The organism is Streptomyces sp. RG80, from assembly GCF_040446465.1.
Taxonomy (GTDB): domain Bacteria; phylum Actinomycetota; class Actinomycetes; order Streptomycetales; family Streptomycetaceae; genus Streptomyces.
Map to the genome: position 1 here is coordinate 474,419 of NZ_JBEAAJ010000004.1, position 13,834 is coordinate 488,252.

A 13,834-nucleotide genomic window follows, 5' to 3' on the forward strand; every position below is an offset into this window, starting at 1 on the left:
GTGGACGCCGAGCTGACCAACCGGAGCCGGGACGCGATCAACGCGGCCGAGAAGCGCGCCGCCGCCGCGGGGCACGCCGATCTCACCCCCGCTCACCTGCTGCTGGCTCTGCTCCAGGGGCGAGGCCATCAAGCAAACGAGAACATCGTCGACCTGCTGGCCGCCGTCGAGGCCGACCAGGCCGCCGTGCGGGCCGGCGCCGAGAAGGTGCTCGCCGGGCTGCCCAGCGTGACCGGCTCCACCGTCGCGCCTCCGCAGCCCAGCCGCGACCTGCTCGCCGTCGTCGCCGACGCCGGCGCCCGCGCCAAGGACCTCGGCGACGAGTACCTCTCCACCGAGCACCTCCTCATCGGTATCGCCGCCAAGGGCGGCCAGGCCGCGGACGTACTCTCCTCGCAGGGAGCGAACGCCAGGAAGTTGCAGGAGGCGTTCCAGAAGGCCAGGGGAGGACGCCGGGTGACCACACCCGATCCGGAGGGGCAGTACAAGGCCCTGGAGAAGTTCGGTACGGACTTCACCGCCGCCGCGCGCGAAGGCAAGCTCGACCCCGTCATCGGGCGCGACCAGGAGATCCGGCGGGTCGTCCAGGTCCTGTCCCGGCGTACCAAGAACAACCCCGTCCTCATCGGTGAGCCCGGAGTCGGCAAGACCGCCGTCGTCGAGGGGCTCGCCCAGCGGATCGTGAAGGGGGACGTGCCGGAGTCGCTGAAGAACAAGCGGCTCGTCGCCCTCGACCTCGGCGCCATGGTCGCCGGCGCGAAGTACCGCGGCGAGTTCGAGGAGCGGCTCAAGACCGTCCTCGCCGAGATCAAGGACTCCGACGGGCAGATCATCACCTTCATCGACGAACTGCACACCGTCGTCGGGGCCGGTGCGGGCGGCGACTCCGCCATGGACGCGGGCAACATGCTCAAGCCCATGCTCGCCCGCGGAGAGCTGCGCATGGTCGGCGCGACCACGCTCGACGAGTACCGCGAGCGGATCGAGAAGGACCCGGCGCTCGAGCGGCGCTTCCAGCAGGTACTGGTGGCCGAGCCGACCGTCGAGGACACCATCGCGATCCTGCGCGGCCTCAAGGGCCGCTACGAGGCCCACCACAAGGTCCAGATCGCCGACGCCGCGCTCGTCGCCGCCGCCACCCTCTCCGACCGCTACATCACCTCCCGCTTCCTCCCCGACAAGGCCATCGACCTCGTCGACGAGTCCGCCTCCCGGCTCCGCATGGAGATCGACTCCTCGCCCGTGGAGATCGACGAACTCCAGCGCGCCGTCGACCGGTTGAAGATGGAGGAGCTCGCCCTGGAGAAGGAGACCGACCCGGCCTCCCGCGAGCGCCTGGAGCGACTGCGCCGCGACCTCGCCGACAAGGAGGAGGAGCTGCGGGGCCTGACCGCCCGCTGGGAGAAGGAGAAGCAGTCCCTCAACCGGGTCGGTGAACTCAAGGAGAAGCTCGACGAGTTGCGCGGCCAGGCCGAACGCGCTCAGCGCGACGGCGACTTCGACACGGCCAGCAAACTGCTCTACGGCGAGATCCCCACGCTGGAACGGGACTTGGAGGCCGCCTCGGAAGCCGAGGAGGAGGCCGCCAAGGACACCATGGTCAAGGAGGAGGTCGGTTCCGACGACATCGCCGACGTCGTCGCCGCCTGGACCGGCATCCCCGCGGGCCGCCTGCTGGAGGGCGAGACCCGCAAACTCCTGCGCATGGAGGAGGAGTTGGGCCGCAGGCTGATCGGCCAGGCCGAAGCGGTGCAAGCGGTGTCGGACGCCGTACGCCGCACCCGGGCCGGCATCGCCGACCCGGACCGCCCCACCGGCTCCTTCCTCTTCCTCGGCCCGACCGGCGTCGGCAAGACCGAACTCGCCAAGGCGCTCGCCGACTTCCTCTTCGACGACGAGCGGGCCATGGTCCGCATCGACATGAGCGAATACGGCGAGAAGCACAGCGTCGCGCGGCTGGTGGGCGCGCCTCCCGGCTACGTCGGCTACGAGGAGGGCGGCCAGCTGACCGAAGCGGTCCGCCGCCGCCCGTACTCCGTGGTGCTCCTCGACGAGGTGGAGAAGGCGCACCCCGAGGTCTTCGACGTGCTGCTCCAAGTGCTGGACGACGGGCGGCTGACGGACGGTCAGGGTCGCACGGTCGACTTCCGCAACACGATCCTCGTGCTGACCTCGAACCTGGGCAGCCAGTTCCTGGTCGACCCGCTGACCGGCGAGCAGGAGAAGAAGGAACAGGTACTGGAGGTGGTGCGGACCAGCTTCAAGCCGGAGTTCCTCAACCGCCTCGACGACCTGGTCGTCTTCTCCGCCCTGAACAAGGAGGAACTGGGCCGCATCGCCCGCCTCCAGATCGACCGGCTCGCGAGGCGCCTCGCCGAACGCCGCCTCACCCTGGAGGTCACCGACGAGGCCCTCGCCTGGCTCGCCGACGAGGGCAACGACCCGGCCTACGGCGCCCGCCCCCTGCGCCGCCTCGTCCAGACCGCCATCGGCGACCGCCTCGCCAAGGAGATCCTCTCCGGCGAGATCAAGGACGGCGACACGGTCCGCGTCGACACCTTCGGAGACGGCCTGCTCGTGGGACCGGCTACGGGCAAGACGCTCTGATCCACGACCGAGGGGGCCCGTCCGGGGCCCCCTCGCTCACCCGATCAGCACCCAGGCCGCCATCATCGTGACGAAGCCGCACAGGAGCAGCGCGGGCAGTCCCAGGATGGCGGCCACCACTCCCCACCTGGTACGTCCCGTCGTTCCGTGGTCGTGTGCCATCGCCATGCGCCCCGCCCCTTCGCTTCCCGCCGACCGGTTCCTGTCAGCTGACGGCTGACAGTACCCGTCGGGGTTGCCACGCCCCTCCCCGTATGGGGGAGGATGGCGGAATCCGTACGAAGGGAAATTCACGGTGACCATCGATCCGTCCTCGATTCCGAACTTCGGGGGCCAGCAGCCCGAGCCGCAGCCCCAAGGACCGGCGGGCCCCGTCGTCCCGGATCAGGACCTCGTGAAGCAGCTCCTCGACCAGATGGAGCTGAAGTATGTCGTCGACGAAGAGGGTGACCTCGCGGCGCCGTGGGAGCAGTTCCGTACGTATTTCATGTTCCGTGGCGAGGGTGACCAGCAGGTCTTCTCGGTGCGGACGTTCTACGACCGGTCCCACAAGATCGACGAGAAGCCGCTGCTGCTGGAGTCCATCGACGACTGGAACCGCCGCACTCTGTGGCCCAAGGTCTACACGCACACGCACGACGACGGCACCGTCCGCCTGATCGGCGAGGCCCAGATGCTGATCGGTACCGGTGTCAGCCTGGAGCACTTCGTGTCGTCGACGGTGAGCTGGGTGCGGGCCGCCATCGAGTTCGACAAGTGGCTCATCGAGCAGCTCGGCCTCGAGCAGGAGGTCAACGACTCGGAGCAGCCCGAGGGCGACGAGGAGTAAGCCGCCGCTACAGGGGCGTGTCGGCGAGTACGACCAGATACGCCCCGTAGCAGAACGAGAGCCCGGCCAGGGCGCCGGCCACGACGGCCGCGTGCCAGGGCCGGGCTCTCGCCGTGCGGACCAGTGCTCGCGCGAGGGGCAGCAGGAGCGGGAACGCCGGGAGCAGGAGGCGCGGCTTGGACTCGAAGAAGCCCGAGCCGCCGAGGGTGATCAGGAGCAGGACGCCGCTGTAGACCAGGAGCGGCAGTGGGGGGCGGTCGGCCAGGAGGAGGGCGTAGAGGAGCACCGCCGCCGTGACGATCAGCAGGGCCACCGGGTAGAGCAGGCGGTCGTCGTGGAGGAGCAGGTGGCGTACGAAGCGCAGGGAGCCCCGGCCGAAGTCGAAGCGTGAGCCCCACAGGCGCTGCACCTCGAAGTAGCCGCCGAGCGGGTCGCCCTTGCGGTGTCCGACCCAGAGCACGTACGCGCACCAGCCGAGCGGGGCGAGCGCGGCGCCCGTCCACAGCCTGTGGGTAACTTTTCGGCCCGCCCGCAGGCGCCGGAGGATCTCGTACGCCGCCGTCACCAGTACCGCCGCCGCGACCGCGAGCCCGTTGGGCCGGGCCAGTCCCGCCAGCGCGGCCAGGGTGCCCGCCCACAGCCAGCGGCCGGTGAGGACGGCGTACAGCGACCAGGCGGCGAAGGCGGTCAGTACGGGTTCGGTGTACGCCATGGACAGCACGACCGAGTGCGGGAGCAGGCCCCAGAGCAGGACGAGGGTGGTGGCCACCGCCCGGCCGTGGAGGCGGAGCCCGATCGTGTAGACGCCGGCGGCGGCCACGGCGGCCGCGGTCCAGGAGACCAGCAGACCCGCCGTGCCGCCGCTCAGCGGGCTGACCGCCGTCACCGCCCGGATCAGCGCCGGGTAGAGCGGGAAGAAGGCGAGGTCGCTGAAGACCAGGTCGGGGCGGAGGTGCTGGGTGCGGCCGTAGCCGTGCTCGGCGATGCCTAGGTACCACCGGGAGTCCCAGGACCGTGCGAGCAGGGCGAGCGGGCGGTGTCCGGTGGCCCAGGCGGTCGCGGCGAGCACGGCGACGCCGGTGAGCCGGGCGAGCGCGAACAGGGCGAGGGCCGTGCCGAGCGTCGCCGTGAGGGGGGTGCGCGGGGCGGCCCGCCCGGTGGTGCCGGGCGGTGTGACGGCGGGCGGCGCGAGGGCGGCGTCGAGGGCACTGGCGTGAGTCACACCCGCACATTGCAGGGTGAAGGGGATAAAGGCGAGCATCCAGCAGCCGTGCGGGTACGGGTTCTCCGTACCCGGCGTGGCGACGTGACTCGGCCCGCCCCCGGCCGTAGCTCCTATGCGCCGCCGAGGACGTCGCAGCTCAGGCCCGGCGCGGCGGGGGACGCGCCGCGGAGGTGGCCGTCGCCGGTCAGGACGTACTTGGTGGTGGTCAGGGCCGTCAGGCCCATCGGGCCGCGGGCGTGCAGCTTCTGCGTGGAGATGCCGAGTTCCGTGCCGAGGCCCAGTTCGGAGCCGTCGGCCAGCCGGGTCGAGGCGTTGACGGCCACCACCGCGGTGTCCAGCGCGGCGACGAAGCGGCGGGCCGCCGTCTGGGAGTCGGTGACGATCGCCTCGGTGTGGCCGCTGCCGTGCAGCCGGATGTGGTCGACCGCCGCGTCCAGGGAGTCCACGACCGCGGCCGCGATGTCCAGGGAGAGGTACTCGCGCCCCCAGTCCTCGTCCGTGGCCCGCACCACCGCCGGGTCGTGGGCCCGCACCCGGGCGTCCCCGTGCACGGTCACCTTCCGCTCGGCCAGGGCCGCCAGCGCCCGGGGCAGGAAGGCGTCGGCGACGGCGGTGTGCACCAGCAGCGACTCGGCGGCGTTGCAGACCGAGGGGCGCTGGGTCTTGGCGTTCAGCAGGATGCCCAGCGCCATGTCGAGGTCGGCGTGTTCGTCGACGTAGACATGGCAGTTGCCCACGCCCGTCTCGATCACGGGTACGGCGGAGTCGCGCACGGTGGTCCGGATCAGTTCGCGGCCGCCGCGCGGGATCAGCACGTCCACCAGGCCGGTGAGGGACATCAGCTCGTGCACCGAGGCGTGGGTGGTGCCGGGGACCGCCTGGAGGGTGTCCGGCGGCAGGGCCGCGTCGGTGATGCCCTCGCGCATGGCGTCGATCAGCGCGGCGTTGGTGTGCCGGGCGGTCGAGGAGCCGCGCAGGAGGGCCGCGTTGCCGCTCTTGAGGCAGAGGACGCCCGCGTCGACGGTGACGTTGGGGCGGCCCTCGTAGATCATGCCGACCACGCCGATGGGGGTGCGGACCTGCCGTACCTCCAGGCCGCTGGGCATCACCGCGCCGTGGGTGACCTCGCCGAGCGGGTCGGGCCGGTCCACGAGGTCGCGCACCATGGCGGACAGTGCCTCGATCTGGGGTGCGCCCAGCGTCAGCCGGTCCAGGACCGCGTCCGGCAGGCCGTCGGCGCGGGCGGCGGCGAGGTCCTTCTCGTTCGCGGCGAGGATGTCCGGGACGCGGGCGGTCAGCCGGGCGGCGACGGCGGTGAGGGCCGCGTCGCGCTGGGCGCCGGTGCTGGCGGCGAGGCGGTCGGCGGCGGACCGGGCCGCGAGGGCGGCCTCGCGGACGGTGCCGGCCGCGAGGGAGGTGCAGGGGTGGTTCATCGTCCGGTTCCTCCGTAGACCACGGCTTCGATCTGGTCGCTGTCGAGGCCGAACGCGGTGTGCGCGGCGGCGACCGCGGCCTCCAGGTCGTCGACGTGCACGACGACCGAGATACGGATCTCCGAGGTGGAGATCATCTGGATGTTGACGCCGGTCTCGGCCAGGGCGGAGAAGAGCGCGGCGGACACCCCGGGGTGGGAGCGCATTCCGGCGCCCACCACGGAGAGCTTGCCGACGCGGTCGTCGTGGCGCAGTCCGCAAAAGCCGATGTTCGCCTCGATGCCCTGGAGGGCGTCCAGCGCGGCGGGGGTCGCCGAGGCGGAGAGGGTGAAGGAGATGTCGGTGCAGCTCGTGGCGTCGGCGGAGACGTTCTGCACGATCATGTCGATGTCGCAGCCGGCCTCGGCGAGCGCGGTGAACACGGTGGCGGCCGCGCCCGGCTTGTCGGGGATGCCGAGGACGGTGATCTTCGACTGGCTCCGGTCGTGTGCGATGCCGGAGATCAGCGGGTCTTCCATGGCGTGGTCCGTTGTTCCTTCCGTGGCGGCGATGGTCGTGGTGGCGACGGTCGTGGTGGCGACGGTCGTGGCGGCGCGGGGCGTGGCGGCGGAGGTGATGTGCGTGCCCGCGGGGGAGGCCGGGTCGTCGATGTCGTCCGCGAACGAGGAGCGCACCCGCAGCGGCACCTGGTAGCGCTTGGCGAACTCCACGCAGCGCGAGTGCAGGATCTTGGCTCCGTGGGCGGCGAGTTCGAGCATCTCGTCGTAGCCGATCTCGGCGATCGGGCGGGCGGTGGGCACGATCCGGGGGTCGGCGGTGAACACGCCGTCGACGTCCGTGTAGATCTCGCAGAGGTCGGCGCCGAGGGCCGCCGCCAGTGCGACCGCGGTGGTGTCGGAGCCGCCGCGGCCCAGGGTCGTGACGTCCTGGGTGTCCTGGGCGATGCCCTGGAAGCCGGCCACGATGACGACGGATCCGGCGGCGAGCGCGGCGTGGATCCGGGCGGGTGCCACGTCGACGATCCGGGCCCTGCCGTGCGCGGCGTCGGTGAACACGCCCGCCTGCGAGCCGGTGAACGAGGTGGCGTGGTGCCCGAGTTCGGTCACCGCCATGGCGAGCAGCGACATGGAGATCCGCTCGCCCGCGGTGAGCAGCATGTCCAGTTCGCGGCCGGCCGGGCCGGTGCTGATCCGGTCGGCGAGGTCGAGGAGTTCGTCCGTGGTGTCGCCCATGGCGGAGACCACGACGACGACGTCGTGGCCGGCCTTGCGGGCCGCCACCACCCGCCTCGCGACGCGCTGGACGCATTCGGCGTCGGCCACCGAGGAGCCGCCGTACTTCTGCACGACGAGCGTCATGCGTTGTCCTGCCTTTCCGTTGCGGGTTGTTGTGCGGTCGGGGCGGGCGCGCCCCGCGAGCGCAGGAGTTCCTCGACGTCGGAGGAGCAGCCGCCGCAGCCCGTGGTGGCCTTGGTCCGGCGGGCGACGGCGGCGAGGTCACGCGCGCCCTCCGCCCGGCAGCGCATGAGCGCGCCCTTGGTGACGCCGTTGCACTGGCAGACGACGGCGTCGTCCGGGAGGGCCGCCGGGCCGCCGCCGGTGCCCGCGGTGTCGGCGAGTTCGGGGAAGAGCAGCAGCCTGCGGTCGCGGGGCGCCGTCTCCTGGCGGTCGAAGAGCCGGGTGACGACGCCGGCGGTGGAGGTGTCGCCGAGCAGGACCGCGCCGGTGACCCGGTCGTCGCGCAGCACGATCCGCTGGTAGACCCCGCGCCGGGTGTCGGCGTACGTGACGACCTCGCGCTCCGGGTCCGGGTCGTCCCCGGCGTCCGGGTCGCCCAGGGCGGCGAGGTCGATGCCCGCGGCCTTCAGGCGGGCGACCGGCGGGGCGGGGCGGTAGGGGACGCCGTCCGGGGCGTCGGTCAGTGCGGCGGCCGCGGTCCTGGCCTGTTCCCAGGCCGAGGCGACCAGGCCCGACACCGTGTTCGCGTGCTCGGCGCAGTCGCCGACGGCGTACACGAACGGGTCGTCGGTCCGCATCCACTCGTCCACCAGCACTCCGCGGCCGGTGGCGAGCCCGGCGGACCGGGCGAGGGCGATGTCGGGCCGGGTGCCGCAGGCAACGACCAGGAGGTCGCCGGGGACGGTCCGGCCGTCGGCGAGCTCGACCCCGGTGAACGTCTCGCCGCGTCCGCCGCCGACCACGTCGATCCCGGTCAGCACCCTGATGCCGAGCCCGCCGAGGGAGTCGGCCAGCATCCGTCCGGCGGGCTCGTCGAGCTGGCGTTCCATCAAGTGCGTGGCCGCGTGCAGTACTTGGACGTCGAGTCCGCGCTGCGCGAGACCTCGCGCGGCCTCGACGCCGAGCAGTCCGCCGCCCAGCACGAGGGCGCGGGTGCCCGGTTCGGCGAGCCGGATGATCCGGCGGCAGTCGTCGAGGGTGCGGAAGGGCACGACGCCCCGCACCAGGCCGCCGTCGTCCCGGACGATCCGTTTCAGCGGCGGCACGAAGGGCGTGCTGCCGGTGGCCAGGACCAGCCGGTCGTACGACAGGACGGTCCCGTCGTCGAGGGCCACGGTCCGCCGGGAGGTGTCGAGCGCGACCGCCGCGGCGCCGGTGAGCACGTGGACGTCCGGCGGGAGGGCGGGCAGTGCGATGGACTCCTCGGTGGCGCGGCCGGCCAGCAGGTTGGTGAGCAGCACCCGGTTGTAGGCGTGCCGGGGTTCACCGCCGACGACGGTGATCCGCAGGTCCGGATCGCGCCGGTGCGTCTCCTCGGCCACGCGGTGCCCGGCCATGCCGTTGCCGATGACGACGATGTGTGGCGGCGTCATCCCACGCGCTCCAGTCGTACGGCGGAGACCTTGAACTCCGGCATCCGGGACACCGGGTCGAGGGCGTCGCCCACCACGGAGTTGACGCGTTGCGCGCCGCCCCAGTGGAACGGCATGAACAGCAGGTCGGGCGGGACCGCCGTGGTGATCCTGGCGTCCGCCTCGGTCGTGCCCCGGCGGCTCACCAGCCGGACCCGGTCCCCGGCGACGATGTCGTGCCGGGCGGCGAGGTCGGGGTGGATCTCCACGTGCGGGTCGCGCGTCCCGTCGGCCAGTTCGGGGACCCGGCGGGTCTGGGCGCCGCTCTGGTAGTGCTGCATGATCCGTCCCGTCGTCAGGTGGAGGGGATAGAGCTCGTCGGGTTCTTCCGCCGGCGGTGTGTGGTGCACGGCGACGAAGCGGGCCTTGCCGTCGGGGTGGGCGAAGGCGTCGAGGAACATGCGGGGGGTACCGGCGTCGGGGTCGGAACCAGGGACGGGGTCGGGGCCAGGGCCGGGGTCGGGGTCCGGGGAGACACCCGCCGCGGCTTCGGGACGCCCGCTCCGGCCCTCCCCGTCCGCCGGGCACGGCCAGAACACCCCGCCCTGGGCGTCGATACGGTCGTAGGTGATGCCCGAGTAGTCCGCGGGACCCCCGGCGGCGGCCCGCCCCAGCTCCGCGAAGACCTCCGGCGCGCTGTCGGAGAAGCCGGTGGCACGGCCGAGCCGGCGGCTGAGTTCGCTGATGATCCACAGGTCGGTGCGGACCCCCGGGGGCGGTGCCAGCGCCCGGCGGCGGCGGATGACGCGGCCCTCCAGATTGGTCATCGTGCCGTCCTCCTCCGCCCACTGGGCCGAGGGCAGCACGACGTCGGCGAGCGCGGCGGTCTCGCTGAGCACCGGGTCCGAGACCACCAGCAGGTCCAGGCCGCGCAACCGCTCCTCGACCAGGCCGGCGTTGGGCGCGGAGACGACCGGGTTGCTGCCGAACAGCAGCAGTCCGCGCGGCCCGCCCTCGGTGCCGAGCGAACGCAGCAGCTCGTACGCGCTGACGCCGGGACCCGGCAGGGAGTCGGCCGGCACGTCCCAGACGCGGGCGACGTGGGCGCGGGCGTGAGGGTCGTCGATACGGCGATAGCCGGGCAGTTGGTCCGCCTTCTGCCCGTGTTCGCGGCCGCCCTGGCCGTTGCCCTGCCCGGTCAGACAGCCGTATCCGGAGCCCTCCCGGCCGGGCAGGCCCAGGGCGAGGGCCAGGTTGACGAACGCGCTGACCGTGTCGGTGCCGTTGCGGTGCTGTTCGGCGCCGCGCGCGGTGAGCACCAGGGCGCGGGGGGCGTCGGCGAGCAGGCGTACGGCACGGTACTGGTCGGCGACCGGGACGCCGGTGAGGCGTTCGACGTGCTCGGGCCAGTAGGTGGCGACGGCCTCCCTCACGGCGGTGAAGCCCTCGGTGCGGTCGGCGACGTACTTCTCGTCGACGAGGCCTTCGGCGACCGCGATGTGCAGCAGGCCGTTGGCCAGGGCGAGGTCGGTGCCGGGGGCCGGGCGCAGATGCAGGGTGGCGCGGGCGGCGGTGGCGGTGCGCCGGGGGTCGACGACCACCAGGGCGCCGCCCGCGGCCCGTGCGGCGTCCAGGTGGCGGACGAAGGGCGGCATGGTCTCGGCGGGGTTGGCGCCGACCAGGAGCAGTGCGTCGGCCCGGCCCACGTCGGAGAGGGGGAAGGGCAGGCCCCGGTCGAGGCCGAAGGCGCGCAGTCCGGCCGCGGCGGCCGAGGACATGCAGAAGCGGCCGTTGTAGTCGATGTTCGCCGTGCGCAGCGTGACGCGCGCGAACTTGCCGAGGAGGTAGGCCTTCTCGTTGGTCAGCCCGCCGCCGCCGAACACCGCGACGGCGTCCCGGCCCGCGCCCTCCTGGATCCGCCGGATGCCGAAGACCACGCGCGTGAGCGCCTCGTCCCAGTCGGCCTCCTCCAGCGGCCCGCCCGGGGTGCGCCGGACCAGCGGGGTGGTCAACCTGCGCCCCGGCCGGAGGAGTTCGGCCGCGGTCCAGCCCTTGCGGCACAGGCCGCCCTGGTTGGTGGGGAAGTCGCGGGGGGCGACCGTGGGGCGGCCCGAGTCGTCGGTGCGCAGCCACATGGCGCACTGGAGCGCGCAGTACGGGCAGTGGGTGGCCGTGCCGTGCTCACTCATCGTCGGTCCGTTCCGGTGCCCCGGCGCGCAGCAGACGCCAGCAGGCCCAGGTCAGGGCGGTGCACAGCAGGTAGTAGGCGGTGAAGGCGAGCAGCGCGGTCCCGGAGTCGCCGGTGGCGCCGATGGAGGTGCCCAGCGCCCGGTTGACGAGGAATCCGCCGAGGGCGCCGACCGCGGAGACGAGCCCCAGCGCGGCGGCCGCCGTCCGCCGGCCCTCGGCGCGGCGCTGCTCGACGTCGTCCCCGGGGCCGGCACCGCGCAGGGCGCGGGCGATGAACAGGGACGGGATCAGCCGGTACGTGGATCCGTTGCCGATGCCCGCGGTGAGGAACAGCAGCAGGAAGGAGAGCAGGAACCCGCTGTAGGAGTGGGTCCGCAGGGAGGCCCAGGCCAGCAGTGAACTCGCCGCCATGCACAGGAAGTTGACCAGGGTGATACGGGCGCCGCCGTGCCGGTCGGCGAGCAGTCCGCCCAGCGGTCGCGCGCACGAGCCGATCAGCGCGCCCAGGAAGGCGTAGTGGATGGCGGCGGAGTGCGGGAACTCCACGGTCAGCAGCAGCGGCAGCGCGGTGGAGAAGCCGACGAACGATCCGAACGTACCGATGTAGAGGACGGCGACCAGCCAGGTCTGGCCCGCCTTCACCGCCTCGAACCGCCGCTTTGGTGCCGTGGCCGCCGTGCGCAGGTTGTCCATGCCCAGCAGGGCGCCGAGCGCGGCGAGCAGCACCAGCGGGATCCAGACGAGCCCGGCGGCGGTGAGCCCCAGGGACGCGATGACGAACGGGATCACCAACTGCACCGAGCTGACACCGACGTTGCCGCCCGCGGCGTTGATTCCGAGGGCCGCGCCCTGGCGGGAGTCGGGGTAGAAGTGGGTGATGTTGGCCATGCTGGAGGCGAAGTTGCCGCCGCCCAGGCCCGCGGTCGCGGCGCACACCAGGAAGAACCAGTAGGGCGTCGCCGGGTCGGCGACGGCGAAGGCCAGCAGGGTCGCCGGGATCAGCAGCAGCAGGGTGCTGAAGACGGTCCAGTTGCGGCCGCCGTAGCGGGCGGGCGCGAAGGTGTACGGGATCCGCAGGACCGCCCCGACCAGGCTCGGCAGCGCGACCAGCCAGAACAGCTGGTCGGGGGTGAAGTGCCGGTCGGAGAGCTTTACGGTGACGACGCTCCACAGCGTCCAGACGGTGAAGCCCAGGTGTTCGCAGACGACCGACCAGACGAGGTTGCGCCGGGCCACCCGCCGCCCGGTGTGCTCCCAGAACGCGGCGTCGCCCGGCTCCCAGTGCTCGATCCAGCGGCCCCCGGTCCGGGCGCCCTCCGCCGGAGCGGCGGGGGTGGGTGCGGGCGCCGTCTGCGGGGGCGGGGTCTTCGCGGTGGCCGGAGCACTCACTTCGGTGCTCAACTCGCGGACTCCTTCCGCGTGTCGAGGAGCCGGATGCTGCGGATGACGCCGCGCGTGGAGGGGAGCTTCCGCAGCCGGGCGAGTACCTCGGTGACCGCGGCGTCCGTGGCCCGGTGGGTGATCAGCGCCAGCTGCGCCTCCGCGCCCAGGCCCTCCTGCCGTACCGTCTCCAGCGAGATCCCGTGCTCGGCGAAGACCGCGCTGACCTGCGAGAGGACACCGGGTTCGTCGGTGACGAACATGCTCACGTGGTAGCGGGCGGCGACCTGGGCCACCGGTCTGACGGGCAGCACCTGGGAGAACTCGGCCGGCGCCGGGCCCGGCCCCGCCACCCGGTCGCGGCACAGCTCCACGAGGTCGCCGAGGACGGCGCTGGAGGTGGCGAGGCCGCCGGCGCCCGCACCGTGGAACATCAGCTCGCCCGCGGCCTCGGCCTCGACGAGGATGCCGTTGTTCGCGCCGCGGACCCCCGCGAGCGGGTGGTCCCGGGGGACCAGCATCGGGTGGACGCGGGCGTTGACGCCGTCCGGGGTGCGGTCGCAGATGCCGACCAGCTTGATCACACAGCCGTTGGCCTCGGCGTGCGCGATGTCGCCCGGACCGATGTGGGTGATGCCCTCGAAGTGCACCTCGTCGTAGGGCAGTTCGGTGTCGAAGGCGAGCCGCGCCACGATCGCCATCTTCGCCGCGGCGTCCGCGCCGGACACGTCGGCCGTGGGATCGGCCTCCGCGTAGCCGAGCCGCTGGGCCTCGTGCAGGGCGCCCTGGAAGGTGCCGCCCGATCCCGCCATCCGGTCCAGGATGAAGTTGGTCGTGCCGTTGACGATGCCCGTGACCCGCCGCAGCCGGTCGCCGGCCAGCGACTGGCGCAGCGGCCGCAGCACCGGCACCGCGCCCGCCACGGCCGCCTCGTAGGCGAGGCCGACCCCCTGCTTGCGGGCGATGCGGTGCAGGTCGACGCCCTCGCTCGCGATCAGGGCCTTGTTCGCGGTGACCACGGACGCCCCGCACTCCATGGCCGTGGCGACCAGCGAGCGGGCCGGCTCGACGCCGCCGATCAGCTCGACGACCACGTCGATGTCCCCACGGGACACCAGGGCTTCGGCATCGGTGGTGATCAGGGCGCTGTCGATACCGGGCAGTTGCCGTGGGCGGCGCAGGGCGATCCCGGCGAGTTCGACGGGCGCGCCGATGCGGGCGGCGAGTTCGGCGGTGCGCTCGGTCAGGGCGCGGGCCGTCTCGGCGCCCACGGTGCCGTGGCCGAGCAGGGCGACGCGGAGCGTTCCCGTGGTGCGTTTCATGTGATTCCCCCCAGTGGTCTTGGTTGGTCCGTCGCCGGG

Annotated in this window: 10 protein-coding genes; 2 read left to right on the forward strand and 8 right to left on the reverse strand. The window is 73.0% G+C overall.

Features of this window, described 5'->3' with window-relative positions:
• A complete protein-coding gene (gene clpB, locus ABKA17_RS16295) occupies window positions 1-2,607 on the forward strand; it encodes an ATP-dependent chaperone ClpB (protein WP_353692758.1) in 2,607 nt (868 codons plus the stop codon).
• A gap of 36 nt (window positions 2,608-2,643) precedes the next feature.
• Here the strand turns inward: clpB and ABKA17_RS16300 are convergent, their stop codons facing one another.
• Entirely contained in the window at window positions 2,644-2,775 is a 132-nt protein-coding gene (locus ABKA17_RS16300; protein WP_353692759.1) for a hypothetical protein, read from the reverse strand.
• A gap of 127 nt (window positions 2,776-2,902) precedes the next feature.
• Here ABKA17_RS16300 and ABKA17_RS16305 point away from each other — a divergent pair, with 127 nt between their 5' ends.
• Entirely contained in the window at window positions 2,903-3,436 is a 534-nt protein-coding gene (locus ABKA17_RS16305; protein ID WP_353692760.1) for a YbjN domain-containing protein, read from the forward strand.
• A 7-nt stretch (window positions 3,437-3,443) separates the two neighbouring features.
• Here the strand turns inward: ABKA17_RS16305 and ABKA17_RS16310 are convergent, their stop codons facing one another.
• From ABKA17_RS16310 to ABKA17_RS16340, 7 genes are all read right to left on the reverse strand, one after another.
• Window positions 3,444-4,658 carry a mannosyltransferase family protein gene (locus ABKA17_RS16310; RefSeq protein ID WP_502994248.1) on the reverse strand — a complete coding sequence of 405 codons (1,215 nt, stop codon included), beginning with the start codon at window positions 4,656-4,658 and terminating at the stop codon, window positions 3,444-3,446.
• A gap of 113 nt (window positions 4,659-4,771) precedes the next feature.
• The gene (locus ABKA17_RS16315) at window positions 4,772-6,094 is read right to left on the reverse strand and encodes a glutamate-5-semialdehyde dehydrogenase (protein ID WP_353692761.1); all 1,323 of its coding nucleotides are present in this window, start codon (window positions 6,092-6,094) and stop codon (window positions 4,772-4,774) included.
• On the reverse strand, window positions 6,091-7,452 hold the full coding sequence (locus ABKA17_RS16320) for an aspartate kinase (protein WP_353692762.1): 1,362 nt from the start codon (window positions 7,450-7,452) through the stop codon (window positions 6,091-6,093). The genes ABKA17_RS16315 and ABKA17_RS16320 overlap by 4 nt, the downstream gene beginning before the upstream one ends.
• Entirely contained in the window at window positions 7,449-8,924 is a 1,476-nt protein-coding gene (locus tag ABKA17_RS16325) for an FAD-dependent oxidoreductase (protein ID WP_353692763.1), read from the reverse strand. The genes ABKA17_RS16320 and ABKA17_RS16325 overlap by 4 nt, the downstream gene beginning before the upstream one ends.
• Window positions 8,921-11,092: a molybdopterin oxidoreductase family protein gene (locus tag ABKA17_RS16330; RefSeq protein ID WP_353692764.1), complete on the reverse strand. Its 2,172-nt coding sequence runs from the start codon at window positions 11,090-11,092 to the stop codon at window positions 8,921-8,923. Before ABKA17_RS16330 ends, ABKA17_RS16325 begins: the two co-directional genes overlap by 4 nt.
• Window positions 11,085-12,494 (reverse strand): MFS transporter, encoded by a 1,410-nt coding sequence (locus ABKA17_RS16335; RefSeq protein ID WP_353692765.1) that lies wholly within the window; start codon window positions 12,492-12,494, stop codon window positions 11,085-11,087. Before ABKA17_RS16335 ends, ABKA17_RS16330 begins: the two co-directional genes overlap by 8 nt.
• Window positions 12,491-13,795: a homoserine dehydrogenase gene (locus ABKA17_RS16340; protein ID WP_353692766.1), complete on the reverse strand. Its 1,305-nt coding sequence runs from the start codon at window positions 13,793-13,795 to the stop codon at window positions 12,491-12,493. Before ABKA17_RS16340 ends, ABKA17_RS16335 begins: the two co-directional genes overlap by 4 nt.
• Window positions 13,796-13,834 lie beyond the last annotated feature (39 nt).

Excerpts from the sequence above, each read along its gene's own strand:
- ABKA17_RS16300 (WP_353692759.1), bottom strand. The coding sequence starts at position 2,775 with ATGGCGATGGCACACGACCACGGAACGACGGGACGTACCAGGTGGGGA.
- ABKA17_RS16320 (WP_353692762.1), bottom strand. The coding sequence starts at position 7,452 with ATGACGCTCGTCGTGCAGAAGTACGGCGGCTCCTCGGTGGCCGACGCC.
- ABKA17_RS16325 (WP_353692763.1), bottom strand. The coding sequence starts at position 8,924 with ATGACGCCGCCACACATCGTCGTCATCGGCAACGGCATGGCCGGGCAC.
- ABKA17_RS16330 (WP_353692764.1), bottom strand. The coding sequence starts at position 11,092 with ATGAGTGAGCACGGCACGGCCACCCACTGCCCGTACTGCGCGCTCCAG.
- ABKA17_RS16315 (WP_353692761.1), bottom strand. The coding sequence starts at position 6,094 with ATGAACCACCCCTGCACCTCCCTCGCGGCCGGCACCGTCCGCGAGGCC.
- ABKA17_RS16340 (WP_353692766.1), bottom strand. The coding sequence starts at position 13,795 with ATGAAACGCACCACGGGAACGCTCCGCGTCGCCCTGCTCGGCCACGGC.